Here is a 24,513-nt window from a genome sequence, read left to right as displayed (position 1 = left end):
ACAGATGAACGAGACCGAGATCCTATTCAACAGCGTGGACAGCGCCTTGCGCTTTGCGTTCTCGTACTCGACGCAGCAGTACAGCCCGACGCCGATGGCGCGGGCAATGCGGGGAGGCAACGTCGGTACCGGCAAGGGGCTGGTCGGGGTGGATGGCGCTGCCCAGGCGGGGATGATCCGGGCGGAGCTGAAGGCAATCAGCGAACTCGATCGGTCGCTGCTGATTGCCCAGTTTGCGCCCGTCGAACTGCCGTGCGACTGCACCAGGGCGTGCTGCTCTGGCAACCGCCCGAACGTGGAGTGGGCGGACGCGGTCATCTACCTGACGGAGCACACCACCTACCTGTTCGCCGGCCACCTGGTTGGCTACAAGCTAAGACGGATGCTGGTGGAGCGGCATTTCGGTGCGCATCGGGACATCCACGGGAAGAAGAAGACGATCGAGCGGCTGGCGCAGGAGTGCGACATCCACAGACAGACCGTCTCGGCGCACCACCAGAAGCTGATGGCGTACTTCCGGGGAACGAAGGGCGTGAACGGGGCGGTGGGCGCCCAGGCGGTGGCCCTGCAGCGGGCGGACGAACAGCTGCGCGACCGTGGATTTGTGGGGATGGAGGTGGCGGCATGAGCCAAGAACTTCTGCCGTGCCCGTTCTGCGGAAGCGACAACGTCAGGATATGGTCGACCCCTCATGATTTGCATGGAGGCCTGTGCGACGGCTGCGGCGCGCACGCGCCGTGGAGCCTGACCGCCGCGAACGCTATTGCGATCTGGAATCGGCGCCTTTTCTTGCCGTCGGCGCTTCGCCACGAAGCGTCCGCAGGCGACATGAACCACTGGATAGAGGAAGGCGCGCGACTGACCTGCCCCAAGCGCAGCGAATGCATCAGCGACATGGACTATGCCGAGCAGCTCTATGCCCACCTCTGCGCGGTGAACGCCCATCACTACCGAGAAATGGCCAGGTTTGGCGACGACAGGCGCGATGCGGCACGGTATCGGTTCGTCCGGGAGTTCACCGAGGAGTCACAGCGCGTGCTGTTCGAGAACGGAACGGGTGAAATGCCGTGGGGCGCTGAGCTGGACGAGGTAATCGATGCCGCCATGAAGCGCAGCGGGGAGCAGAAGGCATGAGCACGCTACGACTGGTGTGGCGTCCTGACCGTGATCATCGCTTCAATGTAGGCGATACCTGCGTGCTGAACAGCGGATCTCCAGTCATGGAGGTAGTGGCCGTGGAGGCGAACGGCGATCGCGCCGTCCGGTGGGATGGTGGCACTGCCCAGTTTCCCTCAAAGTGCTTGCGGCCTCATGCGCTGATGGCGATTCTTGGAGGGAAGGCATGAACTGGAAACACGACGATCTCGCCGAGGACCTAGCCTCTCACCTACGCGGTAACACCGATCGCATGGTTTGGACTGACATGCAGCTTGGTCCGTCCGGCAGCAGCCGGCCCGATGTGTACGCAATCCCGACCTCGTACAGCCGGTTCCAGCCGATCGCCTACGAATGCAAGGTTTCCATGTCGGACTTCCGCGCGGACGTGACCAAAGGGAAGTACACCGATTACCTGAAGTTCGCCGCCGGCGTGGTGTTCGCGTGCCCGGTCGGTCTGCTCAAGAAGGAAGACATCCCGGCCGGCGCTGGGCTCATGGTCCGCGGCCCGGATGGATGGCGGTCGCTGAAGAAGCCGGCCCTGATCAAATGCGAGACGTTGCCGCGCGACGCCTGGATGAAACTGCTCATCGATGGCTCGCGCCGCGACATCCAACGGCAGGAGATCGCGAAGGAGCATTCCCTCCGGTCGCTGAACGAATATCGAACGATCCAGAAGATCAGGGCCGAGTTCGGTGAGGTGGTGGCCTCCGCAATCCAGGACCACAGGAATCAGACGACTCACCACTTGGCCAACTTAAAGACGCGAATTGCCACCCAATCCGCGGCGCTGGAACGGGAGCTTGAGCGGATCGAGGAGAATCGCCGGGTGGCGCGCAAGCACACCGAGGAGCAGTGCTCAAAGATGCTGGTCGATCTGGCGAAGGTGGTTGGGATGGATCCAGATGCTGGCGTCTATGTCATGGCCTCGAAGTTGCACGACATGATCGCGCTGGCGCAGGCCGACACCACCGTGAAGGAGCTGAGATCCATTATTCGCAGCATGAGGCATGGGTTTGACCAGTTCCGGGATGCTGAAGCGATTCTGGACGAGGCTGCGAAAGACGGTCAACCGAGACTGGTTGCGTGATTTTTTGGGGCCGATTTGCAACTCCTCCTTGACCTTTCGACATTTTGTGTCGAAAATAGGCCTCATTCTGATACACCGCAGAATTGCCTCTAAAGCCCGCCGAGCGAAAGCCAGCGGGCTTTTTGCATTGGAGATTGCCATGAAGAAGCTGTTCATCCGTTGGTTCGTAAAGGCTTGCGTGACGTACAGCGGCAAGACCCAGGCGCAGCTCGCCAAGGAAGCTGGCTTCTACCACTTCCTCTATCGGTCCCACATCCGCGCGTGCTGGCTCGCGGTCACCCGCTGATCTCCGTAACGTCTGTCTCCTCCCGTAGTTGCCTCGGGTTTGGGTATGCCGGCCGCTGGCCGCCGTACCCGTTTCTTTTTCCATGCGTTGATTGCTGGAGCGGCCCATGCCCACCACAAAGCGAGCGAAGCTGGCCATGCTTGGCAATAGGCTCGCGATGGCGCAGGGCAACGCCAGGCAGATCGCGCCGACGCAGAGCGAGCAGCGCATGACGGGGCGCAGGCTGCAGAGCCGGCGGCTGCGCGTGTGGACCAATGACCCAGCGTGCGCCCACTGTGGTCGCGTCACCGAATACCCAGCCGGCTTTGAACTCGACCACAGGGTGCCGCTCCACCAGGGTGGCGCTGACACCGATGCGAACTGTCAGGTGCTGTGCTCAGGGCCTCATGGTTGCCACGCTCGCAAGACGGCCCATGACCTCGGTCACAAAGGGCGCTAGCCTCGCCGAATGTGCGTCATGCGACTCTCATGCGGCCTAAAAAGCGCTGCGTAGTGCACAAACATAGCGAGAGGAGGGGGGTGTGTGATCTTTGGGGCCTTTTTGGCCGGAAACCACACGTTCTCTCACGCGCAGAAAATTTCCCCTCCCACGGAATTTGTTAATGGGCTTAACACGGCAGCCGCGTTAAGAACTAGCCGCAAATCATTGAGCGCAAACGGTAAACGTCCTGCGCGATGTTTAACTTTTGGACCGCCTTGAGCGGGCTTTCACATGGCTTTGACCGGCAAGAAGCAGAAGTTTGCCGAGGCCACGGGCAAGGGCATGTCCAACAAGGACGCCGCGATCGCCGCTGGTTACAGCGTGGCGTCTGCCGGGTCGGCTGGCTCGCGCCTAGCGAAGGATCCGGATGTGCTGGCCTATCTGGACCGGAAGAAGCGTCCCAAGAAAAGGGCCGAACCGCCGGCGCCCGTTGACGCTGAGTTGAAGAGGGCTGCAGCCGCGGCTGGCAAGACCACGCCGCCCAGCAACAACAGGGATGCGCTGGAATTTTTGATTGGCGTCTACAACGACCCGATGTACGAGCCTCGACTCCAGGTTGCTGCGGCTACGACGGTCGCCAAGTACCAGCACGCCCCGAAGGGCGAGGGCGGCAAGAAGGAGCAGCGCGACGCGGAGGCCAAGAAAGTGGCCGGCAGGTTCGCGCCGGCGGCGCCGCCTAAGCTGGTCGCCGCCGGCGGCAAGAAGGTGTGAATATGGAATGGACGACCGCTTGCGCTGACTGGGAGTCCAGGCTGGTAGAGCGGCGGTCGATCATTCCGCCGCCGATTTTCAAGGAGGAGGCCGGACGTGCACTGGCCATCTTCAAGGAATTGCGGGTTGTCGACCTGCCGGGAAAACCGACCTTCGGAGAGTGCGGCGAACAATGGGTGTTCGACTTCGTCGCGGCGATTTTCGGTGCCTATGACGCGGAGACGGGCAAACAGCTGATCCGGGAGTTCTACCTCCTGATCAGCAAGAAGAACACGAAGTCGACGATCGCGGCCGGCATCATGCTGACTGCGGTGATCCTGTGCTGGCGCGAGGAAGAGGAGCACCTGATCCTGGCGCCGACTAAGGAGGTCGCTGACAACAGTTTCAAGCCGGCGGCCGGCATGATCCGGGCTGACGAGGAGCTATCGACGCTGTTCCATATTCAGGATCACGTGCGCACTATCACGCACCGGGTGTCGCGTGCCTCGCTGAAAGTCGTGGCTGCCGACACTGACACCGTGTCTGGCAAGAAGTCCGGCCGGATCCTGGTGGACGAGCACTGGCTCTTTGGCAAGAAGGCCAACGCCGAGGCGATGTTCATGGAGGCCACTGGTGGCCAGGTGTCGCGCGATGAGGGGTGGGTGATCTACCTCACGACGCAAAGCGATGACTCGCCGGCCGGCGTCTTCAAGGAAAAGCTGAATTACTTCCGCGATGTCCGCGACGGCAAGGTCGCCGATCGCAAGTCGCTGGGCGTGCTGTACGAGTGGCCGGCGGCCATGCTGGAGGCCAAGGACTATCTGGACCCGGCCAACTTCTACGTCACGAACCCGAACATTGGTCGGTCGGTCAGCGCTGAGTGGCTTGAGGACCAGCTCCGGAAAGTCCGGGGCAAGACGGATGGGACGTTCCAGCAGTTCCTGGCGAAGCATCTGAATGTCGAGATCGGCTTAAACCTGCGCTCAGACCGATGGGCCGGCGCCAACTTCTGGCCAGACCGGGGAGCGCCGCGGCTGTCGCTCGATGAGCTTCTGGAGCGGTGCGAGGTTGTTGCCATCGGAATTGATGGCGGCGGCCTAGATGACTTGCTTGGCCTCGCGGTGATTGGGCGCGAGCGTGGTACCGGGAACTGGCTGCATTGGGGGAGAGCGTGGGCGCATCCATCGGTGCTTGAACGCCGGAAGTCGGAGGCGCCGCGGTTCTTGGATTTCGAGCGTGACGGCGACCTGGTGATTGTCAGCCAGATGGGCGACGACATCGACGATTTGTGCTCGATCGTGGTCCAGGTCTACGCCAGCGGCCTGCTCGACAAGATTGGCGTGGACCCGAGCGGCGTCAATTTCGACGAGGATCTGGTTGCCGCCGGCATCCCTGCCGAACTGCTGATTGGCATTTCGCAGGGCTGGAAGCTGGGCGGGACCATCAAAACGGTCGAGCGGAAGCTCGCCGAAGGCACGTTCTTGCACGGTGGGCGGCCGCTGATGGCCTGGTGCGTCGGCAACGCGAAGATCGAGCCCCGCGCGAACGGCATTCTGATCACGAAGCAGGCCAGCGGCACCGCCAAGATCGATCCGCTGATGGCGCTGCTGAATGCGGCCCATCTGATGAGTCTGAACCCTGCCGGTCTTGGCAAATCATTTTGGGAAACCTCCTGATGCGAATCACCGAACGACTGAAAGCTGGCGCACGAGTGGCGGCGGGCTGGCTGCCTGACGCGCTTATGGCCGCTGGCGCAGGCTCGGTGTCGTATGGCGCTGGCATGGTGTATCGGCCTGCCGGGTTCGTGTCGGCCGGCCTGTTCCTGTTGGCGGCTGGTTGGTTGGCGGCGCGAGGGAGCAAGTAATGGGTTTCCTGGCGCGTGGTGTAGCGACGGAACAGAAGGGTGCTGGCGTCTATGAGCGTTGGCTGGAGCTGCTGTCGATTGGTTCGAAGTCGAAAGCTGGCCCATCCGTCAGCCGCGACACGGTCTTCCGCGTATCGGCTGCGTTTGCTTGCATGCGGGCGATCTCGCAGGGCTTGGCACAGGTGCCGTTTGCCCTGATGCAGAGCTACGAAGAGGCCGGACTGACACGCAAGCGAGATGCCCGCGATCATCCTGTCTATGACCTACTCAAGGCCAAGCCGAATGGCTGGCAGACGGCTTTTGAGTTCATGGAGACCCTGGGTATCCATGCCAGTCTCGGCAATGCCTACGCTTACAAGAACATCTATCGCGGAAGAGTCGCCGAGATGATCTTGCTCGACCCGGCGCGCGTCCGTGCAGAGCAGAAAGAGGATTGGAGCATCACTTACAAGGTGCGTGGTAAGTCAGGTGGCGAAGTTGAGATCGCCGCCGATTTGATCTGGCATGTGCGAGGCCCGAGCTGGGACGGCTTTCTTGGTTTGGATGTACTCAACATCGCCCGAGAGGCGCTAGGCCTGTCAATGGCGCTGGAAGAAAGTCATGCGAGCCTGCACGCCAATGGGGTGCGGCCGACCGGCGTCTACTCGGTGGAAGGGACGCTGAACGACGAACAGCACAAGCAGTTGACCGCGTGGCTCAAGCGGGAGGCGGCGGCAGGCAATACTGGGGCGCCGCTGGTGTTGGACCGCGGCGCGAAGTGGATGTCCCTGGCGATGACGGGGATGGACGCCCAGCATGTCGAGACGCGGAACCTCGAAATTGAAGAGGTTTGCCGCTTCTTCGGCGTGCTGCCGACCATCATCGGGTACACCGGTGACAAGGCAAATACCTACGCCAGCGCCGAAGTCATGGAGACAGCGCATAAGGTGCGCACGCTTGGTCCTTGGTACAAGCGGGTCCAGGACTCGGCAAACATCAACCTGCTGACGGACGCTGAACGCGCGAAGGGCTTCTACACGAAATTCACCGTCAACGCTCTGATGGCGGCGGCCGCCAAGGATCGCGCGGATTACTACGCCAAAGCGCTTGGGTCAGGTGGATCGCCGCCCTGGATGACGCAAGACGAAGTGCGCGCGCTGGATGACCTGGACCCGATGGGCGGTGATGCGGCGAATCTGCCGCCACTCGTCAACAAGCCCGCTGCCCCCACACCCTAAGAGGGAAAACATGGAATTGAAATTTCTGGAACGCCCCTTCGAGTTGAAGGCGGTGGAGGACGATGGCGTCTTCGAGGGATTCGGCTCTGTTTTCGGCAACGTCGATTCGTACAAAGAAGTGGTTGCGCCTGGCGCATTCGCTGAATCGCTCGCCGGCTGGAAGGCTGCAGGCAGGCTCCCCCCGGTTCTCTGGCAACACCGCAGTGGCGAGCCGATCGGGCCGTATCTGGAGATGGAGGAGCAACCGCTCGGCCTGCACGTCAAGGGCAAATTGCTTGTTGACGACGTACAGCGGGCCAAGGAAGCGCGGGCGCTCATGAAGGCCAAGGCGGTGAATGGCCTGTCGATCGGTTTTGTCACGCGGGAAGACAGCTATGACCGCGTGACGGGCATCCGCACGTTGAAAAAGGTCGATCTCTGGGAGGTGTCGGTCGTGACCTTCCCGGCGAATCCTGCCGCGCAGATCAGCTCGGTCAAGAGCGTGATCGACGGTATCCAAACATTGCGGGAGGCGGAGGACTTCCTACGGGACGTAGGCAGGCTCAGTCATTCGCAGGCAGCGGCATTCATCAGCCGCTTCAAGTCCCTGTCGGGTCAGAGGGATTCTGACGACGAGTTGGGCGAACTGGTGAGCGCAATCAAGCGCAACACCTCCCTGCTTTCTCAACGCTGAAAGGAATCCAATCATGGATCTGTCGGAAATCAAGAGCCTGGTCGCCGAACAAGGCAAGGCCTGGGAAGAATTCAAGCAAACCAACGATGCGCGTTTGAAAGCCATCGAGGAAGGCAAGAGCACTGCCGACTTTGAGGTCAAGCTCGACAAGCTGAACGCCCGTCTGGACGAGACTGGCAACGATCTGAAGCAAATCGCGCTGAAGGCGAATCGCCCGCTGGCCGGCGAAGCCGATGAGCGCTCGGCAAAGGAACTTGCCTCGTTCAACCGCGTTGCAAAGTCGTTCAATGCCGACCGTGCCAATGGTTTCGCGCCGCTGGATGCTGATGGGTATGCCGCGTATAAGGCAGGCCTGAACCAGTACATCCGCAAGGGCAACCAGCTCATGAGCCCCGACGAGCTGAAGACCGTCAACGTTGGCACCGACCCGCAGGGTGGCTACCTGATCGGCTACGACATGGAGGCCAATATCGACCGCGTGGTGCGCCGCTACAGCGCAATGCGCGACTTGGCTCGTGTGATCCCGATCGGCAACGCTTCATACAAGAAGCTGGTGAAGACTGCAGGCACTTCCGGCGCGACGCGAGGCGGCGAGAACACCGCAGGCAGCAACGGCACCTCGCCGAACTGGGCCGAACTCGAATTCCGCCCCGGCACGTACATTTCGGAGCAGCGCATCACCTCCGAATCGCTGGAAGACTCGGTTCAGGACGTGGAGGGCGACCTGATCACCGAAATGGGCATCGAGTTCGCCGAGATGGAGGGTGCGGACTTCGTCACGGGTGATGGCGTCAACGGCCCGCGCGGCTTCCAGTCGTACAACATCGTGGCGAATGCCTCGTATGCATGGGGCTCGGTGGGCTACATCGCCTCTGGCGGCGCTGCCGGCTTCGCTGCGAGCAACCCATCGGACGCGCTGATCGACCTGCAGCATGGACTCAAGCGGCAATACCGTGCCAACGCCGCGTTCGTGATGAACGACGCCACGTTGGGTTCGATCCGCAAGTTCAAGGATGGCCAGGGCATCTACCTGTGGGCTCCTTCGCAATTGCTGCAGGGCGCGGTGGGCCAACTGCTCGGTCAGCCGGTCGTCACTGACGACTTCATGCCGGATCTTGGCTCGAACGCGTTCCCGATCGCCTTCGGTGACTTCAATCGTGCTTACTACGTGATCGATCGCAAGGGGGTGAGCATCCTGCGCGACCCGTACACCGCAGTGCCGCACGTGAAGTTCATCGCGCGTCGCCGTGTTGGTGGCGGCATCGCCAACTTCGAAGCCCTGAAGTTGCTGAAGTGCGCAACGTCGTGATCTGACGTGGCCGGGTAACCCTCGGCCATCACCACTTTCCTGAAAGGAACCGACATGAAAGACCTGATGAACAAGATCGACGTGAAGCCGGTCATCTACCCAAGCGCCGGCCCGTCGGACAACACCGCCCAAGTCGGGCAAATCATTGACCGCCAGGGCTACGACGGCGTGACGTATCTCATCCAGACTGGCACGCTCGTCGATGCGGATGCCACCTTCACCGTGCTGCTGGAGGAGGGTAACGCCGCCAACATGAGCGACGCCGCGACGGTGGCGGCCGTTGACCTGATCGGTACCGCGGCCCTGGCCGGTTTCACTTTTTCGGACGACAACAAGTGCCGAAAACTGGGCTACAAGGGCGCCAAGCGCTACACGCGCCTGACCGTCACCCCCGCCAACAACACCGGCGCCGCCCCGATGTCCGCTGTTGCTGTCCTGAGCAGCGGGATGCTGAAGCCCACGGCCAACCCCCCGGTCTGATCGCCTGATCCTCTCAGGCTTTTACGTGAAACGCCCTCCGGTGGAGGGCGTTTTGCATAGGACGGACACATGTACAGAGTAATCGCGCCAGTTGAGACCGAGCCGGTAACGCTGGCGGAGGCGAAGTCCCATCTTCGCGTGGACGCTTCCGCCGAGGACGAAGACATCGCGGCGATGATTGTTACTGCGCGGGAGTTCTCGGAGCACCACACAGGCCGTGCGCTGGCGTCTCAGACGCTTGAGATGGCGCTACACGAGTTTCCCGGTTCGAATGGTTGCATCGACCTCGACATGCCGCCAGTGGCATCGATCACGAGCATCAAGTACACGGATACCGCTGGCATTGAGCAAACCGTCCCAGAAAACGCCTACTCGTTGAGCCTGTATGGCGCATCACGGAGGGTCTCGCCGGCCTATTCGGTTTCCTGGCCGATCACGCAATGCATCGCTGATGCGGTGCGGATTCGATACGTGACCGGGTATCAGGCGGTTCCTAAGGCCGCGCGGTCTGCCATCTTGCTGCTCATTGGTCATCTGTACGAAAACCGGCAGACCGTGAGCGCTCTGAAGGTGGAGGAGATCCCGCTCGGTGCTCGTTCGCTGCTTGATACGATCAAGATTTGGGGACGCTGATGGAAATCGGACGACTCCGCAACCGCATCACCATCCAGCGCCCAACCGGGCAGGACGAGATCGGTCAGCCCGTGACAACGTGGGTCGACGTGGACACCGTGTGGGCGAACATTGCGCACAAGAGCGGCCTGGAGACTATCAAGGCCGACGCGCCCGTATCCGCGGTGCAGGCCAGTATCCGTATTCGCTACCGGACGGACATCGACGCGGGGATGCGGGTGGTTTTCGGTGCGACGCATTACGACATCCGCGCGGTGATGCCGGACGCGGCGGGACGGGAGTTCACTGACCTGGTCTGCGTCGTGGGAGCGAGCAATGGCTAGCGCAGAGAGCATCGTCTATGGCGCACTTCGGGCGCTGGTCTCCGATCGTGTTTATCCAGACGAGGCGCCATTCGGCGCGGTTCGTCCTTACATCGTCTACCAGGCGGTCGGCGGGCAGGACACCAATACGACGGACGGCCCTGCTGATCTGCAGAACTGCCGCATGCAGGTTGCCGTCTGGGCAGACAGCCGGGCGGTGGCGACCAACACCATGAGGGCGGCGTTTGCCGCGCTGACTGTCGACGCCATCAGGGGCGTGCCCATCGGCGCGCCGGTAAGTACGTACGAATCCGACACGAAGCTATACGGATCCCGGCTGGACTACAGCCTGTGGTTCACGCCGTGATTTATTGCGGCTTCCCAGTGCCCGCCCTGCGCGGGCATTTTTCATTTGAAGAGGTGAGCATATGTCTACCGCAATCTCCGCGCAGGGCTCGAAACTGGAAGTTTCCAGCACCGCAGGCGCGGCCAAAACGATCACTGCAGTTGCCGTTGGGTTTCCGACGATCTTGACGTCGACCGCGCACGGGCTGAGCAACGGCGACGTCGTGACGTTTGCCGCCCTGACGGGGGCTGACGCGGCCCTGCTGAACGGACAGACGGGCGTGGTCACCAACAAGACCACCAACACGATCGCAATTGACATCGACACCACCGGCAAGACGATCACCGCCGGCTCAGGCACGGCGACGCCGCTCAGCTGGACGCAGGTCAAGAACCTGGTGTCGTTCAAGGGCTTCGACGGCCAAGCCAGCGAGCTCGACAAGACCGACCTCGACTCGACTGCCAAGGAGTTTGCTCTTGGCCTGCAGGACTGGGGCACCTTCAGCTTCGACGTGAACCGCGACATGAACGACGCCGGCCAGCAAGCCGTCGACGCTTCGAAGCGCGCGGGTACGCAGAAGTCGTACCGCCTGACGCTGCCGAACACTAAGACCAAGACCTTCAGCGCCTACTGCAAAAACAGCCCGCTGGAAGGTGGTGTCGATCAGCTCCTGAAGACCTCGGGGGTCACCCTCCGAATCACCGGCGACGTGGTGGATGCATAACATGACGGTTCTTTCGAAAGCAGCAATCCTGGCGGCCGCCGACCTCAAGACAGAAGACGTCGATGTTCCTGAGTGGGGCGGCGCCGTTCGCGTAGCCGCAATGTCGGGCAAGGCTCGCGACGATTTTTATGCGCGCCGCGGCGAAGGCTCGATCCCCTACAGCCAATTGTCCGCCAGTGTGATCGTCGCCACGGTGGTCGGCGAGGACGGTCAGCCGCTGTTCGACGATGCAGACATCGAGGCACTCCGCGCCAAGAGCCAGACGGCAATGGACCGCGTGCTCGCAGTGGCGTTCCGGCTGAACGGTCTTGCCCCCGGGGCGGTGGAGGATGTGGCAAAAAACTCCGACGCCGCCCAGAGCGGCGATTCTGGCTCCGACTCAGCATCGACTTCGGCGTCCCAGTAAGGGAACTGCAGGAGCGCATAACCAGCGCGGAGTTCGTCGAATACATGGCCTCGTACCAGATCGACCAGCGCGGCGGCTACTACGACGACCTTCGCGCTGGCGCGATCACCTCCATGCTGGCGAACATCAATCGCGATCGGAAGAAACATGCCGATCCTTTCGGTGAGCTGGACTTCATTCCGTGGAATGAGCATCACCGCGCCTCAGGCTCGACGGAGCCAGTTCTGTTGGAGGATGCGGAAGCACAGGCCGCGCTGATCGAGCGCGTCATGTTCCCGATGAGGTCGTAATGGCGCGAAATACGGTGGAAGTCATCAACGGAGAGGCGTTGAAGGGCGCACTGCTGGCTGCCGAGATGGTGGCCAGCGAATCCGCCCTGCGTCAGGCGGCGGTGGCCGGTGCCCGCGTGTTCCACGCCGAGGTGCAACTACGCGCGCCGGTCGATAACGGGATATACGAGGGAAAGCAGGGCGCTCATCCTCCCGGATTCTTGCGCAGCAAGATCATCATCGCCTACGACGACGAGGTGTCGGTGCCAGGCCGGATCGCATCGTACTTGGTGACATGGTCGAAGGAAGCGTTCTACGGGCGGTTCCTCGAATATGGGACGTCGAAGATGGCCGCGCGACCGTTTCTTCGTCCGGCGTTCGAAGCAAAGAAGCAGGCCGCAGCCGCGGCCGTGGACGAAGTAATCCAGACCAAAGCTAAGGAACTGATCCGTGGCCAATGACACCATCGTACGCGTCACAGCGGACGCCAGCGGGTACACGGCTGAACTGGATAAGGCGAAGCGCAGTGCCGACGCCTTCATTGCCAAGCAAGAGGATGCAGCGCGACGCACAAAGGCAGCGCAGGATGCAGTTGCCGAGGCGGCAAAGAACGGGTCGGATGCCAGTGCGCGCGCGATCAACGCATTCGTGCAACAGGTAGCCAGAATCTCTGATGCGGCCGGCAAGTCGCGGACCCAACTGCTGGAGCAGAAAGCCGCGCAATTGGGTGTCACGGAAGCCGTTTCCGACTACCTGAACAAGCTGAAGGAGGTCGATCGCAGCGCCGGGGGCGGCAAGAAGGTGCAGGAGGCCCTGGACGGAGTCGGCGTGTCCGCGCGCCAGACAGCAGCGGCCATGCGCTCGGTCCCGGCTCAGTTCACCGACATCGTGACGCAGTTGGCCGGTGGCCAGAGCCCTCTGCTGATCCTGACGCAGCAGGGCGGCCAGTTGAAGGACATGTTTGGCGGCGTAGGGCCGGCTGTGCGCGCCGTGGGCACATACGTCGCCAGCCTGATTAACCCGTTGACGCTCACGGCTGCCGCGGCAGCCGCGCTGGGCTACGCGTTCTACGCTGGCACGAAGGAAGCCAAGGAGTTCAACAACACCCTAGCGCTGACTGGAAACTACGCCGCCCAGACCGCCGCATCGTTCCAGTCGCTGGCCAGTCAGGTCGCTGTAGCCTCGAATTCGTCGTTCGGCGATGCGCGCGACGTGCTGATGGACCTCACGAAGACCGGCAGATACACCTCCAGCGAAATGGAGGGACTGGCAACTGTGATCCTGCGCACGTCCAGGATTACGGGTGAATCACTGGAGAACGTCAGCAAGGACTACGCGAAGCTGGCGGAAGATCCGGCAAAGTGGGCGGCCGAGCACAATCAGGCCATGCATTTCATGGACACGGCCACGTATCAGCACATCGTTGCGCTGCAAGAGGCTGGCGACAAGCACGCCGCGGTGAAGGCGGTGATCGAAGCGACCACCGCGCAGATTGCCAGTTCGTCGGTCGCGAACCTCTCGAAGGCCGGGCAGGCTTGGCGAGAACTCACTGGTTGGGTCTCCCGCTTCTGGGAAGAGTCAAAGAAGGGGCTGTCCACAGGCCCGACGCTGCAGGATCGCATTGACACGCTGATGGGCGAGCGCGGCGGCATTCAGGGTAACCCCCTGGCCGCTGGCCGCGTAGCGCAAATCGACAAGCAAGTAGCCCTGCTGCAAGAGCAGCAGCGCTTGGAGCAGCGCGCGGCCGAGGCGACCGCGGCGAACTCCAGGCGGCAGGAGGCTGGCATCGCGGCCCAGCAGCGCATCGACAAACTGGCCGACACGGTCATGTCGAACGCTCAGCGTCGGCAGAAGGACCTAGAGAAGCTGCAAAGGGACCGTGAAGCGATCCTTGCCGACGGCGGCAAGTTCTCGGACGAGGACTATGCCAAGTTGGTTGCAGGCATCAATGACAAGTACAAGGATCCGAAGGCGGCCAAGCCGAAGGCGATCCAGGACGACGCAGCGACGAAGTTCATCCAGCAGCTCCGCGACCAGGACGCCGCCACGCGCGCGGCGCTGGACTCGGCTGACAAACTGACCGGTGCTGAGAAGCAGCAAGCGGAGTTCCTGCAGAAGATTTCGGACCTGAAGGGCAAGTCGATTCTCACGGCAGAGCAAAAAAGCCTGCTGACCAATGAGGATGCGATCAAGCAGCAACTGGCACTGAATGTCGAGCACGAGCGGCAACTGAAACTGAAGGAGGACATCTCCAAGGTGGAGGAGCGGTCGGCCGCCGTCAATGCGCAGATCAGTAGCATCCAGAAGTCGCAGGGGGAGCAGTACCAGCGGCAGCTGGACGCTATGGGGCGGGGCAGTGAGGCGCAGAAGCAAGCCGAGGCGGTTAAGTCGATCTACAAGGAGTACGAAAACCTGCAACTTCAGCTGGAGAAGGCCACGCCGGAAGCGGCGCGCAATTCTGCTGCCTACACCAAGGCGCAGGACGACATCCGCGAGGGGCTGAATCGGTCGTTGCAGGACTATGACGACTACTACGCCTCGTTGCGGCAGAAGCAGACGGACTGGGTCAACGGTGCCACCGAGGCGCTGGCGAACTACGCAGAATCCTCCCGTAATGCTATGGCGCAGGCTAGCAGCAGCGCGGCGAATGCCTTCAAGCGCATGGAGGACGGCATTGCCACGTTCGTGACGACGGCCAAGTTCAGGTTTGGCGACTTTGCTCAGTCGGTGATTGCTGACCTGGTGCGCATTCAGACGCGCGCCGCGCTGTCCGGACTCTTTGGGCAACTCGTCGGCATGATTGGCAATTTCGCCAGCGGGGCGCTGTTCGGCGGCGCGCAGGGCAGCACGGACATGGCTGGAACGCCCGTCGACATGAGCAGCCCCGTCGGGGTGGAGTTCAGGGCGGCTGGCGGCCAGGTCAATGCCGGGCAGCCATATGTCGTCGGCGAGCGTGGACCCGAATATTTCGTGCCGACTGGATCGGGTTCAATCGTGCCTAACCACTCGCTCGGAGCAGCGACGGGCGGCGGCAACGTTCGGGTCGAGATCGTAAATCAAGGCTCGCAGCAGTCCCAAGTAAAGAGCGCGACACCTCAGTTTGATGCTACGGGGATGGTCCTCAAGATCGTGCTTGACGACCTTCAGAAGGGCGGGCCTGTTAGGTCTGCCATCCAGAACTTGCCGAGATCATGACGACACCGACTTTCCCGGCGTATATGGAGGCGCCGCTGGTTTCCGGCTTCCAGCAGAGCCCTGATTTCGGGGTGCTGGTCACGCAGATGGACAGCGGGCCGGACAAGCAACGTCCACGCAATTCGAAAGCGATCATCTCGCGCCAAGTCCAGTTCATGGTCAACAGCCTGGCGAACCGGAATGCCTTCGAGGTCTGGGTGCGTGATTCGCTCTTGGGCGGGTCGATCTTTTTCAACTGGACCGACCCGCTCGACGGGGTTACGAAGCTGGCGCGCATTGTTGGAGGCAAGGTTGACTACTCGCCGGCCGATTCGCGGCAGAGCTGGATTATCAAGTTTTCGATGGAGACCTACGGCTGATGGCACGCGAATACTCACCGCAGTACAGGGAGACGATAAACGCCCTGTCCGCGCCAGAATCTCGCCTGCTGTTGCTGCAGATCGACCATCCTGGCTTGGGAGCGCCAATCCGAGTCGTCTGCGATACGCAAGACGTCACCAGCAACGGCAACGTCTATACGGGCATGGCGTTCCGAGCATCCGTTCCGGATGACCAGGAGGGGCAGCTTCCACAAGCCCGGCTTGAAGTCGATAACGTCGGCCGAGATCTGGTGCAGTGGCTGGAGGTAAGCCAGGGTGGACTTGGTGCCACCGCAACGCTTTCCGAGATACTGCGCAGCAATCCAAATCTGGTCGAGTGGAGCATTACGATGGACATGACCGGCGTGAGCGTGACACCTCAGGTTGTCTCGGCGACGCTGAGCTATCTCGACACACTTAACCAGCAGGCGGTGGGGATCCAATACCGCCCGGACACCGCGCCGGGGCTGTTCTGATGAACCACTGGAGCGACGCATACATGTTTCGGCCCTACGTGCTCGGCCAGTTCGACTGCGGCGATCTGGCGCGCTTGGTGTTGGCCGAGGTATTCGGGAGACGGGTCGCCATCCCGACCGCGCGGGGCACTGGACCATTCGCTGATTCTGCACTTGTTGCCCAATGTTGCGATGAGATCGGCGAGCGCACCGAAATGCCAGCCGACGGTGATGCGGTAGTGATGATCGCCCGCGGCCGGCTCGCGCACGTGGGCGTCTATTACGAACTGAACGGGGTGGCCTGGGTGCTGCACAACTCGCGCGAGGCGAGACAGGTAGTGCGCCACCGTATCCGGGAGCTACCCGGCACCGGCCTCGTTCTTGACGGGTTCTACAAATGGAAGTGATCGAACATCACGCGCCGTCGCTGGTGCACCTTCCGCACCCACTGACATCGGATGGGCGCAAGGTCCATATGGCCGCGTTCCTCGAAGGGGAGACCGTTGGCGAGTATTTGAAGAGGCAGGGCGCTGATCTGCCGCATGGCGCAGTGTCCCTGTGGTGCAATGGAATTCCGGTGCCATCGGCCAACTGGGAACTGCTGATGCCGAAGCAGGGTGACCGGTTGGTAATCCGAACGGCGCTCGAAGGTGGTGGGGCGGGTGCGAAGGTGCTGCGAACTGTGGCGCTGATCGCGGTGGTCGTAGCGTCGATCTTCGCGCCGTACCTCGCTCCTGCGGCATGGGGTGCCGTGGCGACGGTCGGGGGCGTTACGACCATTACAGCGACGGGTGCACTGCTGAGTGCCGCAGTCATGATCGGTGGCTCGCTGCTGGTTAATTCCTTGCTGCCGCCACCGAAGGCTTCGCTGCCAGCTTCGGCCTATCAAGCGAACAGCGACACGCCGACGTACGCTCTGAACGGCGGCCAGAACATCGCCCGCCTATACGAGCCGCTTCCGCTGTGCATCGGCTACAACCACATGGTGCCTGACTCGGCCAGCACGGCCTACACGGAATTCCGCGATCAGGACCAGTATCTTTTTCAGGTCTTCCATTTTGGCCTGACGGACATGGCGTTGTCGGACTTTCGCATCGGCGATACGCCGATTGGCAATTATTCCGACGTCACCATCGAGGTGAGCGGATCTGATGGCCGTGTATCGCTGGCTGCCGGCAACGTGGACAGCATTGCGGTGCAGGACGTCAGTTCGTCGTCCGGCTGGATCCAACGCACCACTTCGCCGAACACCACGCGCATCTGGCTGGATTTCGTGGCCGTTCTGTACTACGCAAACGACAAGGGTGGCATCGATCCGCGCTCGGTCAATTTCGATGTGCAGTATCGGGAGGTTGGGCAGACAGCCTGGCAGGATTTCACAGGGATGGGGACGCTAACGATCGCGAACTCGTCCCAGACGCCGCGACGCGCGAACTATTGGCTTGATGTACCGGCAGGGCAGTATGAGGTTCGCGTGATGAAGCTCACGGCGGACATCTCCAACGCCCGCGAGTCCAATACCTTTAGCTGGTCGCAGATGCGCAGCTACCAGAATGATCCGACCGATTACACCGGCCAGACGCGAGTGGCGATCCGGATCAAGGCAACGTCGCAGTTGAACGGAACGATCAATACTTTCAACGCGCTGGCGCAGGCGTCGTGCCCGGTCTGGACGGGCGCGGCGTGGGTGACCAAACCGACCAGCAATCCGGCCTGGTGGTTCTTGTGGTGGGCGCGTGGCAAGTTCTACGGCGGACGCCGCGTCTACGGTGCCGGCCTGCCGGACAGCCGTATCGACATCGAGGGCATCAAAGAGTGGGCGCAGTATTGCGATGCGAATGGCTTGACGTGCAACTACGTGCAGGCGGCCGCGACCAGTATTGCCACCGTGATGCAGCAGATCGCGTTGTGCGGCGATGGATCCGCGACGTGGCTCACGGGGAAACTCGGCGTTGTGTGGGACGCACCAAACCAGCAGCCAGTGATGCAGTTCGGTCCGTTCAACATCAAGCGAGACAGCTTCCAGATCGAGTACAACACACAGAACTTAGCCGACGAGATTATCGTCAACTTCACCAACCCGGACAAGAACTGGACGACCGATCAGGTTCGCGCGAAAGCGCCGGGCGTCTCGGCGCCGTCTAACCCGGTGTCGCTGGATTTCACGGGCTGCACTAGTGTGGCTATGGCCGGGCGCAAGGCTAATCTGATGGCGGCGGCGCAGTACTATCGCCGGCGCAAGGTGACGTGGGTGTCGGATCTGGAAGGGTTCGTTGCCCAGCGTGGCGATGTGGTGGTGCTGTCGCACGACATGACGGCATGGAGCTATGCCGGCCGACTGGTCGGCGGAAACCACACGACGTTGCAGCTCGATCGCGCGGTGCCGCTGAGCGCCACGCCTGGCTATGTGGGAATTCGGTTCCCGGACGGCACGTACCAGGTGTTTGGCGTGCAAGGCGGCACCGGTGAGGTGTCAACGCTCACGCTGACGTCCCCGATCCCGGGCGGATTCCCTGTGCCATCGGAGAATCCGGACAAGTTGCCGTATGACTGGGCGTTCTTCTTCGATCCGCTGGCGACACCGGGGAAGCTGGTCAAGATCACTGCGGTGGTTCCGCAGGCGGGCGGCGACGAGGTGCAGATCATCGCTACCGACGAGGAGGCGGGGTACTACGCGGCCGCGAGCGGCAGCTATGACTATGTCCCGCCTCGCGTGTACAGCCAATTGACACCGGATGTCCGTTCCATTGTGTTCGCCGAACGTCTGGTGGATGGGATCACAGGACGCAGCCGCGTCACGGTTTCGTGGGTGACTGGCATGCCCACGACGGCCGATGTGCTGGTCTCTATCAATGGCGGCGCGCCGACGACATATAGCGCCAATGGAAACAGTCTGGAGGTGGAGGCATACACGAACGATGTGCTCACCGTAGACATCAGGACCAAGACGCTCGTGCAGCTGCGGAGCGACCCGATCGGGAAGAGCGACCGGTATGTGGTGCAGGGCCTGATTGCCGCGTTGCCTGCGCCAGAGAACCTGACGACGGTCTACCGGGACCAGCTCACGCATATCACGTGGAGCCCGGTGGTGGACGTCCGGTCGCCAGGGTACGAGGTGCGCCTGGGCCCGACATGGCAAAGCGCGGCGGTGGTGGCCACTACGCCCATCACGGATGTGGTGGCGGTTGGCGACGGCACTTACTGGGTGGCGACGCGGTATGTGGTGCCAAGCGGCTCGGTGCTTTACTCGGCGCCGGTCTCCATCGTGATCGCCGGTGCGACGCTGGTTCGTAACGTGCTGGTGACGCGGGACGAGGCGCCGGATTGGCCTGGAACCCTGTCCGGTGGCGCGGCGGTCAATGCGGGAAGCTTGGTTCTGGCAGGAGTTGGAAACATCCTGGCGGCGGCTGACGTCCTGCCCGAGGTGAACATCCTTGAGTATGGAGGCCTCGCATTGTCGGGCAGCTACACGCTGCCGGTTGGTCATCAGGTAAACGTTGGCCGGGTGGTGCCGTGCCAGCTGATTGTCAAGACGTCCGTGCACGGTGTGCGATCGACTGACAACGTGCTGACTGAAGCCAACATCTTCGACAACCTGGACGTTCTGGGCGAGGCCCTGGGCGCGGTGGTCACGGCCAAGCCTCAGATCGCGATTGCGCAGGCGGATGGCGTGTTTGGTGACTGGCAAGACTTCCTGCCCGGCATCTACAGCGGGCAATACTTCACGGCGCGCATGCTGCTGACGTCAAGCGACCCGACCATCCACCCGCAGGTGGACCAGTTCAGCGTGACCGTGGACATGCCAGATCGCGTGGACACAGGCACGAACATCTCGGTGGGAACCGGCGGCCTGCATATCGGCTTCGGCGCCCCGTTCAACGCCGGGCCGAACGGGGAGGCGGTACCGCATGTTCTGGTGACGCTCCTGAATGCACAGGATGGCGACCGCGTCGTCATCACTGGCATCGGGCTGTCGGGGTTCGACGTGCAAGTCATGAACGGGGCCACAGCAGTGGCCAGAAACATCAACTGGTCAGCGCAGGGTTACTGACCACACATTGAGCCAACCAAGAGGCCGCCTTCGGGCGGCCTTTTCTATTGGGGAAACCATGTCTCAAGGCAGTCTCATTATCCCGACCACCGGAACGTTGTCCGGGCTTGCCCTGGTACAAGCCATTAACGCAGCGCTGGCGAATCTCGCGAGCATGGCATCTGGTGCCACAGACCCGAGCACGCTTTCCGGTGGAGTTGCGCCGCTTTCGTTGTGGATGGATACCTCGGTAACTCCGGCTGTGATGCGGCAGCGCAATTCCGGAAATAGCGGCTGGCAGACGCCATCTCTTTCGGTGGGGCACGGGCAATGCCGCCTATCGTATGTCAGCACCACACAGATCAAGCTCGCGCCGATCAATGGCAATAACCTGATCATCAACGGCGTGGTGCAGCAGGTCCCGTCCGGTGGTGTGACCTACACCCTCAGCGGGCTATCGGCCAGCACGCTCTATTACGTCTACGCCTACATGAACTCGGGTGTGATGACGCTGGAGGCTTCCGCCACAGGGCACGTGACTGGCACAAATGGCGTGGAAGTCAAATCCGGCGATGCGACCCGGACACTGGTTGGCATGGTGCGGACGAACGCCAGCACTCAGTTCGTTGATACGGCCGCGCAGCGCTTTGTGCGGAGCTTGTTCAACGACCTAGGAATCGTTGCGCAGAACAGCATCAGTGCGAATATCGGGGCTAGTAATACTTCGTATCAGGAGTTGAGTTCAGGTGCCGGCGGTCGGGTGGAGTTTCTCGCGTGGGCGTCTGAAATTCTCAACACGAGTTACAGTGGTATGGCCTCGAATAACACCAATAGCGCGAGTTCTTATGGCGCGATCGGTTTCGACAGTATTACGCCTGAACTCGGTTCATTTTCCACCGGGTTCGTTAATGGGCTATCCAGCAATGGCCAGTTGCTGTCTGCCTCATTCCCCAAGCAAGGTCTCGCCGAAGGCTATCACTACGCCACCATCCTGGTGAAGTCTTCCGCGGGGGCTTCCACGTACTTTGGGGCTGCCAACTCGGACACGTGGTCGATTACGTTGTCGGCAAGGCGATAGGGTTATTTATCTACGCGGCGTCGCTGTGCTCAGCGCAACGTCTGCGGTCTTCCTTCTGAAATATGGACGTTCAAGGTAGTAGTACATCAAGGCGGACGCAACAATCGACGCCGCGAGCGTCACTACGTAATACCCGAGCAATCCTGAAATCGACGTGATCTTCGGAAGGCGCGTCAGCAGTACCCAGTTCAAAAGGATGTGCATCAGGTAGAACGAATAGCTGATCTTCCCGAGGAACCGGAGAGCAAGTAGCGAGCAAAATTTGCTGGCCAGACTACCGGTGACGAAAGTCTGGCAAATCAGTACTGTGAATAGCAATCCGGCGGCAAGGTAGAAGCCGCCCTGTAACGGTAGGGCAATGATCTCCGTTACGTGGCGGCTCCACAGGACCTGCAGTGACAAAATCCCGAGGATTGAAAGGCCGGTTGCCAAGTTGGCTAGGCCAATGCTCTTCGAGTTGGAGCGTCGCCCCAAGTACCAGAAAAGCGGGATGCCAATGAGGAAGCAGGAGAATCGACCAATCTCATAAAGCTGCAGGCTCGGAAGGAAGCGGGCAACTACCCACGATGAAACTAGCGTCATGACGAGCAGGGACATGAACGTCGGCATCGGCTTTCGTGAACCGTACCGCATGGTCACGAAGATGAAGAGATAGAAAATCCACTCCCAAGCCAAGGACCATGTCACCCCAAATACTTGCATCCCCTTGATGAAAGGGGCGACAAGCAAGAGGTTGGTCCATAGAACATTCGGGATGATTGGGTCCCACGGCCCGAGAAAAATGTAGGCGATGAATGTGAAAACGTGGGCCGGCATCAAGCGGTAGAACCGTTTCTTTAGAAAAGATAAATCGGGGCGAGTTTTCTGAATCGACCGATATATCAGGTAGCCGCTGCTCACGAAGAAGAGATCGACGCCGATATGGCCGCCGCGTAGCACAGCAATGAGCTGGTCGAAAAATCCACCTGGCGCAGAGAAGTTCGTGCCGGCGTAGAACCCGAAGAAGTGGACGTTGAACACCATCAGGATGGCGACTGCACGTAGCCCATCCAGCCCGCCTATACGAGGCTCATCCAGTCCGAATTTCTCGGTGATCAGGCGCTTTATATTGACCATTTCGTGTGCCAGCTACGGCGCATGTAGCGGTTGGCTGTGGTTTTGTTCGTGAGCCGCGATTGTACAGGTTGCTAGTTGACGGTCAGCGGAGGGCCGATCAGTTCAAGAACCTTGTTCTGGTCGTAGCTCACCGCGATCCGGCCCTGTCCATTGACCTCGATATAGGTTGGGTCGCATACATCGATGCCCGATTGCTCGATCATGAGCTTGTCGCGCCGGATGGTCCAAACCATCGGGGAGGATGGATCGGCGATGCTCATCGTCGTGTACCAAGGATCGGTTGCACTGCGGTCCCGGAACAGGCCGTGGACCGCCACCATCTTGCCGTCCAACAGCATCATCTCCGGATTCCCGCCGTTTGGGATAACGACTGGCCCCTGATTGGGCGTGAAGTCCATCGAGACTGCCGGGTCCGCCCAGGCATAGGCGATGTCCATATGGCCGAGGGTGCTGTGAGACTCGGCCAACATGTGCCAGCGATTCCCGACGGGAAGGATTGCGACATTCCAGACGTGTGCCCAGTTGGTCCCGGGTTGCCGGCGAACGATGGGCTGCCCATTGTTTTGGATAGCCCAGGTCACGAGGTCCGTTGAGCGGTAGAGGTAGATGTCGCCATCCCCCGGGTCACTGTTGTTGCATGCCAGGAAGGTGGCTCCTTGGTAGGAAAATACATAAGGGAAGCGGCACCGATCAGGAATTACCGGCTTGCCTGCATCCTGTTGCGGGGTCGCTTGATAGTCTGGAATCAGACAGGTCCGGGTGTTGGCGCAACCGAAGAACAGCCCAAAGCTCTGGCCAATCGCGTAGTAGCTCGCTTCGACAACCATGCCAGCATTGAACATGGGGCCGATGAGTTTGTACGCGCCGGTCTGGATGGGATATGTGGGCTGCGGAGTGGGTGCCGGAACAGGCGTTGGGATGGGTGCGGCAGGTGCCACAGCGACTTGGCTGGGCGGTGTGACATCGGCGTCCGCCGATTCACCGCCGCCGCATGCTGTGAGCGCGAGGCAGGCTAAGGCTGCGACGATGAATCCAAATCGATTTGCGCGCCTACGGTACGCATGCGTTGCAGTATGCGTTCGAAGGTCTTCGCATCCAGCTCCAGGCGAGCCATTGCGAAGAACAGCATTTGCGGACTGACTTCTCGCGGTTGCTGTCCACCAGTGTACTTGCGCCATTGGTGGTCGCCAGCCAAGCCGAATAGCTCTGCCATTTGCTTGCCTGTCATGCCGAGACTGGTCTTCAGGTCGGCCAACTGTTCTGTGGTCGGTGGGGTGTACTGCATTGTCATGGGAGCACGAATGGCGCGAGATAGCGCGAAAAACAGGTTTCACGATTCATCCTTTCGGGTTGGTGGGCTGCGCAATGAGCGCTACCGCTGGCTAGGATTATAGACCCATTGGGTCTATCGTCAAGGTCTCATCATCGGCCGCCGCGAGCGGTTTTTTTCATTTCAGGAGTTCGGACATGACATCGAACCTCAAGTACTCGGCATCGCTCAAGAACGCGCAGCAGGATGCGATCACAACGAAACTTGGCGCCAGCGCCGTGCTGGAAATCTACAGCGGCTCGCAACCGGCGAGCCCTGACACCGCCGTCGGCGCACAGGTTCTGCTCGCGTCGCTGACCTGCAATGCGACATTCGCGCCGGCGGCGAGCGGCGGGGTGCTCACCTTGAACTCCATTACCAACGGTACCGGCACCGCAGGCGCTGGCGCAGGCACCACGGCAACCTGGTATCGCCTCCGCACGTCGGGCGGTGTGGCGCATATCGATGGCACGGTCGGCATTTCGGGCGCCGACCTGAACCTCAATAACACCAACATCGCGACCGGCCAGACCGTTAGCGTTACCAGCAGCACGTACACCAACGCCAACTAGGCCACATCGTGACGACCGTTGTCCTTACTTCGGGCACGAACTGGTCGGTTCCCTCGGATTTCAATCCTGGCGACAACACCATCGAGGTGTGGGGCGCTGGCGCCGGCGGTGGCGGAGGGCAGACGTCCGATCCCAATCACTCTGGCTCGGGTGGTGGGGGTGGTGCGTACTCGAAGATCACCAACTGGTCTGGGACCGGCTCCATCCCTTACAGCATTGGGGCCAGTGGTACGCGCGGCACTGGGGGGCCTCCATCGGGCGATGGTGGCGACGGTGGTGACACGTGGTTTGGGGCGTCCACATATGCCGGAGCGCCGGTCGCCGCAAAGGGCGGGAAGGGTGGTAAAGGGGGATCAACTGCAGGCACGACAGCAGCTGGCGGTGCTGGCGGCGATGCGACGTCTGGGATTGGCTCCGTCAAATTCTCAGGGGGCGCCGGTGGCACCGCGAGCAACGTGTCCGGCCAAAATCGAG

At 61.3% G+C, this 24,513-nt stretch carries 29 protein-coding genes; 26 read left to right on the top strand and 3 right to left on the bottom strand.

Annotated elements, in window-relative coordinates; translation table 11 throughout:
• The first annotated feature begins 4 nt into the window (after window positions 1-4).
• From AC3FLX_RS19815 to AC3FLX_RS19695, 25 genes are all read left to right on the top strand, one after another.
• Window positions 5-628, top strand: a complete 624-nt coding sequence (locus tag AC3FLX_RS19815) for a DNA-binding protein (protein ID WP_488699012.1) — start codon at window positions 5-7, stop codon at window positions 626-628.
• Complete coding sequence (locus tag AC3FLX_RS19810; protein WP_488699011.1) at window positions 625-1,134, top strand: Lar family restriction alleviation protein; 510 nt, start codon at window positions 625-627, stop codon at window positions 1,132-1,134. Before AC3FLX_RS19815 ends, AC3FLX_RS19810 begins: the two co-directional genes overlap by 4 nt.
• Before the next feature lie 208 nt (window positions 1,135-1,342).
• A complete protein-coding gene (locus AC3FLX_RS19805; protein WP_488699010.1) occupies window positions 1,343-2,245 on the top strand; it encodes a hypothetical protein in 903 nt (300 codons plus the stop codon).
• A 139-nt stretch (window positions 2,246-2,384) separates the two neighbouring features.
• Window positions 2,385-2,531, top strand: a complete 147-nt coding sequence (locus AC3FLX_RS19800; RefSeq protein ID WP_488699009.1) for a hypothetical protein — start codon at window positions 2,385-2,387, stop codon at window positions 2,529-2,531.
• Between the two features lie 106 nt (window positions 2,532-2,637).
• Window positions 2,638-2,970 carry an HNH endonuclease gene (locus AC3FLX_RS19795; protein ID WP_488699008.1) on the top strand — a complete coding sequence of 111 codons (333 nt, stop codon included), beginning with the start codon at window positions 2,638-2,640 and terminating at the stop codon, window positions 2,968-2,970.
• Window positions 2,971-3,243: 273 nt separating this feature from the next.
• On the top strand, window positions 3,244-3,723 hold the full coding sequence (locus tag AC3FLX_RS19790; protein WP_488699007.1) for a terminase small subunit: 480 nt from the start codon (window positions 3,244-3,246) through the stop codon (window positions 3,721-3,723).
• A gap of 2 nt (window positions 3,724-3,725) precedes the next feature.
• Window positions 3,726-5,378 (top strand): terminase large subunit, encoded by a 1,653-nt coding sequence (locus AC3FLX_RS19785; RefSeq protein ID WP_488699006.1) that lies wholly within the window; start codon window positions 3,726-3,728, stop codon window positions 5,376-5,378.
• Window positions 5,378-5,566 carry a hypothetical protein gene (locus AC3FLX_RS19780; protein WP_488699005.1) on the top strand — a complete coding sequence of 63 codons (189 nt, stop codon included), beginning with the start codon at window positions 5,378-5,380 and terminating at the stop codon, window positions 5,564-5,566. Before AC3FLX_RS19785 ends, AC3FLX_RS19780 begins: the two co-directional genes overlap by 1 nt.
• Window positions 5,566-6,783 carry a phage portal protein gene (locus AC3FLX_RS19775; protein ID WP_488699004.1) on the top strand — a complete coding sequence of 406 codons (1,218 nt, stop codon included), beginning with the start codon at window positions 5,566-5,568 and terminating at the stop codon, window positions 6,781-6,783. The genes AC3FLX_RS19780 and AC3FLX_RS19775 overlap by 1 nt, the downstream gene beginning before the upstream one ends.
• Before the next feature lie 10 nt (window positions 6,784-6,793).
• The gene (locus AC3FLX_RS19770) at window positions 6,794-7,456 is read left to right on the top strand and encodes an HK97 family phage prohead protease (protein WP_488699003.1); all 663 of its coding nucleotides are present in this window, start codon (window positions 6,794-6,796) and stop codon (window positions 7,454-7,456) included.
• A gap of 13 nt (window positions 7,457-7,469) precedes the next feature.
• Entirely contained in the window at window positions 7,470-8,765 is a 1,296-nt protein-coding gene (locus AC3FLX_RS19765) for a phage major capsid protein (protein WP_488699002.1), read from the top strand.
• A 54-nt stretch (window positions 8,766-8,819) separates the two neighbouring features.
• Window positions 8,820-9,245, top strand: coding sequence for a hypothetical protein (locus tag AC3FLX_RS19760; RefSeq protein WP_488699001.1), 426 nt, complete (start codon window positions 8,820-8,822; stop codon window positions 9,243-9,245).
• 69 nt (window positions 9,246-9,314) lie between these two features.
• Window positions 9,315-9,878: a head-tail connector protein gene (locus AC3FLX_RS19755; RefSeq protein ID WP_488699000.1), complete on the top strand. Its 564-nt coding sequence runs from the start codon at window positions 9,315-9,317 to the stop codon at window positions 9,876-9,878.
• Window positions 9,878-10,201 (top strand): phage head closure protein, encoded by a 324-nt coding sequence (locus AC3FLX_RS19750; protein WP_488698999.1) that lies wholly within the window; start codon window positions 9,878-9,880, stop codon window positions 10,199-10,201. The genes AC3FLX_RS19755 and AC3FLX_RS19750 overlap by 1 nt, the downstream gene beginning before the upstream one ends.
• Window positions 10,194-10,547, top strand: coding sequence for a DUF3168 domain-containing protein (locus AC3FLX_RS19745; RefSeq protein ID WP_488698998.1), 354 nt, complete (start codon window positions 10,194-10,196; stop codon window positions 10,545-10,547). Before AC3FLX_RS19750 ends, AC3FLX_RS19745 begins: the two co-directional genes overlap by 8 nt.
• Window positions 10,548-10,608: 61 nt before the next feature.
• Complete coding sequence (locus AC3FLX_RS19740; RefSeq protein ID WP_488698997.1) at window positions 10,609-11,250, top strand: phage tail tube protein; 642 nt, start codon at window positions 10,609-10,611, stop codon at window positions 11,248-11,250.
• Window position 11,251: 1 nt separating this feature from the next.
• Entirely contained in the window at window positions 11,252-11,656 is a 405-nt protein-coding gene (locus tag AC3FLX_RS19735) for a phage tail assembly chaperone (RefSeq protein WP_488698996.1), read from the top strand.
• Window positions 11,635-11,946 carry a phage tail assembly protein T gene (locus tag AC3FLX_RS19730; protein WP_488699177.1) on the top strand — a complete coding sequence of 104 codons (312 nt, stop codon included), beginning with the start codon at window positions 11,635-11,637 and terminating at the stop codon, window positions 11,944-11,946. Before AC3FLX_RS19735 ends, AC3FLX_RS19730 begins: the two co-directional genes overlap by 22 nt.
• Window positions 11,946-12,386, top strand: coding sequence for an HK97-gp10 family putative phage morphogenesis protein (locus AC3FLX_RS19725; RefSeq protein WP_488698995.1), 441 nt, complete (start codon window positions 11,946-11,948; stop codon window positions 12,384-12,386). The genes AC3FLX_RS19730 and AC3FLX_RS19725 overlap by 1 nt, the downstream gene beginning before the upstream one ends.
• Entirely contained in the window at window positions 12,376-15,120 is a 2,745-nt protein-coding gene (locus AC3FLX_RS19720; RefSeq protein ID WP_488698994.1) for a phage tail tape measure protein, read from the top strand. Before AC3FLX_RS19725 ends, AC3FLX_RS19720 begins: the two co-directional genes overlap by 11 nt.
• Window positions 15,117-15,479 carry a hypothetical protein gene (locus AC3FLX_RS19715; RefSeq protein ID WP_488698993.1) on the top strand — a complete coding sequence of 121 codons (363 nt, stop codon included), beginning with the start codon at window positions 15,117-15,119 and terminating at the stop codon, window positions 15,477-15,479. The genes AC3FLX_RS19720 and AC3FLX_RS19715 overlap by 4 nt, the downstream gene beginning before the upstream one ends.
• A complete protein-coding gene (locus AC3FLX_RS19710; RefSeq protein ID WP_488698992.1) occupies window positions 15,479-15,955 on the top strand; it encodes a DUF1833 family protein in 477 nt (158 codons plus the stop codon). The genes AC3FLX_RS19715 and AC3FLX_RS19710 overlap by 1 nt, the downstream gene beginning before the upstream one ends.
• A complete protein-coding gene (locus tag AC3FLX_RS19705; RefSeq protein ID WP_488698991.1) occupies window positions 15,955-16,341 on the top strand; it encodes a hypothetical protein in 387 nt (128 codons plus the stop codon). The genes AC3FLX_RS19710 and AC3FLX_RS19705 overlap by 1 nt, the downstream gene beginning before the upstream one ends.
• Window positions 16,332-19,985, top strand: coding sequence for a TipJ family phage tail tip protein (locus tag AC3FLX_RS19700; RefSeq protein ID WP_488698990.1), 3,654 nt, complete (start codon window positions 16,332-16,334; stop codon window positions 19,983-19,985). The genes AC3FLX_RS19705 and AC3FLX_RS19700 overlap by 10 nt, the downstream gene beginning before the upstream one ends.
• A 58-nt stretch (window positions 19,986-20,043) precedes the next feature.
• Window positions 20,044-21,042: a hypothetical protein gene (locus AC3FLX_RS19695; protein ID WP_488698989.1), complete on the top strand. Its 999-nt coding sequence runs from the start codon at window positions 20,044-20,046 to the stop codon at window positions 21,040-21,042.
• Between the two features lie 6 nt (window positions 21,043-21,048).
• Here AC3FLX_RS19695 and AC3FLX_RS19690 read toward each other — a convergent pair whose 3' ends face one another.
• The 3 genes from AC3FLX_RS19690 to AC3FLX_RS19680 form a co-directional block, all read right to left on the bottom strand.
• Window positions 21,049-22,158, bottom strand: coding sequence for an acyltransferase family protein (locus AC3FLX_RS19690; RefSeq protein WP_488698988.1), 1,110 nt, complete (start codon window positions 22,156-22,158; stop codon window positions 21,049-21,051).
• Between the two features lie 71 nt (window positions 22,159-22,229).
• Entirely contained in the window at window positions 22,230-23,000 is a 771-nt protein-coding gene (locus AC3FLX_RS19685) for a hypothetical protein (RefSeq protein ID WP_488698987.1), read from the bottom strand.
• 170 nt (window positions 23,001-23,170) lie between these two features.
• Window positions 23,171-23,449 carry an XRE family transcriptional regulator gene (locus tag AC3FLX_RS19680; RefSeq protein ID WP_488698986.1) on the bottom strand — a complete coding sequence of 93 codons (279 nt, stop codon included), beginning with the start codon at window positions 23,447-23,449 and terminating at the stop codon, window positions 23,171-23,173.
• Between the two features lie 176 nt (window positions 23,450-23,625).
• Between AC3FLX_RS19680 and AC3FLX_RS19675 the strand changes: the two genes are divergently transcribed.
• Window positions 23,626-24,039: a hypothetical protein gene (locus AC3FLX_RS19675; RefSeq protein WP_488698985.1), complete on the top strand. Its 414-nt coding sequence runs from the start codon at window positions 23,626-23,628 to the stop codon at window positions 24,037-24,039.
• The last annotated feature ends 474 nt before the right edge of the window (window positions 24,040-24,513 follow it).

Source organism: Cupriavidus sp. 291-E7 (assembly GCF_057798835.1).
Note: the sequence above shows the minus strand (reverse complement) of the source record. Positions and strands in the feature narration are given on the sequence as shown.

Coding starts and splice junctions, on each gene's coding strand:
- AC3FLX_RS19815 (WP_488699012.1), top strand. CDS start 5: ATGAACGAGACCGAGATCCTATTCAACAGCGTGGACAGCGCCTTGCGC.
- AC3FLX_RS19810 (WP_488699011.1), top strand. CDS start 625: ATGAGCCAAGAACTTCTGCCGTGCCCGTTCTGCGGAAGCGACAACGTC.
- AC3FLX_RS19805 (WP_488699010.1), top strand. CDS start 1,343: ATGAACTGGAAACACGACGATCTCGCCGAGGACCTAGCCTCTCACCTA.
- AC3FLX_RS19800 (WP_488699009.1), top strand. CDS start 2,385: ATGAAGAAGCTGTTCATCCGTTGGTTCGTAAAGGCTTGCGTGACGTAC.
- AC3FLX_RS19795 (WP_488699008.1), top strand. CDS start 2,638: ATGCCCACCACAAAGCGAGCGAAGCTGGCCATGCTTGGCAATAGGCTC.
- AC3FLX_RS19790 (WP_488699007.1), top strand. CDS start 3,244: ATGGCTTTGACCGGCAAGAAGCAGAAGTTTGCCGAGGCCACGGGCAAG.
- AC3FLX_RS19785 (WP_488699006.1), top strand. CDS start 3,726: ATGGAATGGACGACCGCTTGCGCTGACTGGGAGTCCAGGCTGGTAGAG.
- AC3FLX_RS19780 (WP_488699005.1), top strand. CDS start 5,378: ATGCGAATCACCGAACGACTGAAAGCTGGCGCACGAGTGGCGGCGGGC.
- AC3FLX_RS19775 (WP_488699004.1), top strand. CDS start 5,566: ATGGGTTTCCTGGCGCGTGGTGTAGCGACGGAACAGAAGGGTGCTGGC.
- AC3FLX_RS19770 (WP_488699003.1), top strand. CDS start 6,794: ATGGAATTGAAATTTCTGGAACGCCCCTTCGAGTTGAAGGCGGTGGAG.
- AC3FLX_RS19765 (WP_488699002.1), top strand. CDS start 7,470: ATGGATCTGTCGGAAATCAAGAGCCTGGTCGCCGAACAAGGCAAGGCC.
- AC3FLX_RS19760 (WP_488699001.1), top strand. CDS start 8,820: ATGAAAGACCTGATGAACAAGATCGACGTGAAGCCGGTCATCTACCCA.
- AC3FLX_RS19755 (WP_488699000.1), top strand. CDS start 9,315: ATGTACAGAGTAATCGCGCCAGTTGAGACCGAGCCGGTAACGCTGGCG.
- AC3FLX_RS19750 (WP_488698999.1), top strand. CDS start 9,878: ATGGAAATCGGACGACTCCGCAACCGCATCACCATCCAGCGCCCAACC.
- AC3FLX_RS19745 (WP_488698998.1), top strand. CDS start 10,194: ATGGCTAGCGCAGAGAGCATCGTCTATGGCGCACTTCGGGCGCTGGTC.
- AC3FLX_RS19740 (WP_488698997.1), top strand. CDS start 10,609: ATGTCTACCGCAATCTCCGCGCAGGGCTCGAAACTGGAAGTTTCCAGC.
- AC3FLX_RS19735 (WP_488698996.1), top strand. CDS start 11,252: ATGACGGTTCTTTCGAAAGCAGCAATCCTGGCGGCCGCCGACCTCAAG.
- AC3FLX_RS19725 (WP_488698995.1), top strand. CDS start 11,946: ATGGCGCGAAATACGGTGGAAGTCATCAACGGAGAGGCGTTGAAGGGC.
- AC3FLX_RS19715 (WP_488698993.1), top strand. CDS start 15,117: ATGACGACACCGACTTTCCCGGCGTATATGGAGGCGCCGCTGGTTTCC.
- AC3FLX_RS19710 (WP_488698992.1), top strand. CDS start 15,479: ATGGCACGCGAATACTCACCGCAGTACAGGGAGACGATAAACGCCCTG.
- AC3FLX_RS19705 (WP_488698991.1), top strand. CDS start 15,955: ATGAACCACTGGAGCGACGCATACATGTTTCGGCCCTACGTGCTCGGC.
- AC3FLX_RS19700 (WP_488698990.1), top strand. CDS start 16,332: ATGGAAGTGATCGAACATCACGCGCCGTCGCTGGTGCACCTTCCGCAC.
- AC3FLX_RS19695 (WP_488698989.1), top strand. CDS start 20,044: ATGTCTCAAGGCAGTCTCATTATCCCGACCACCGGAACGTTGTCCGGG.
- AC3FLX_RS19690 (WP_488698988.1), bottom strand. CDS start 22,158: ATGGTCAATATAAAGCGCCTGATCACCGAGAAATTCGGACTGGATGAG.
- AC3FLX_RS19685 (WP_488698987.1), bottom strand. CDS start 23,000: ATGTTCAATGCTGGCATGGTTGTCGAAGCGAGCTACTACGCGATTGGC.
- AC3FLX_RS19680 (WP_488698986.1), bottom strand. CDS start 23,449: ATGACAATGCAGTACACCCCACCGACCACAGAACAGTTGGCCGACCTG.
- AC3FLX_RS19675 (WP_488698985.1), top strand. CDS start 23,626: ATGACATCGAACCTCAAGTACTCGGCATCGCTCAAGAACGCGCAGCAG.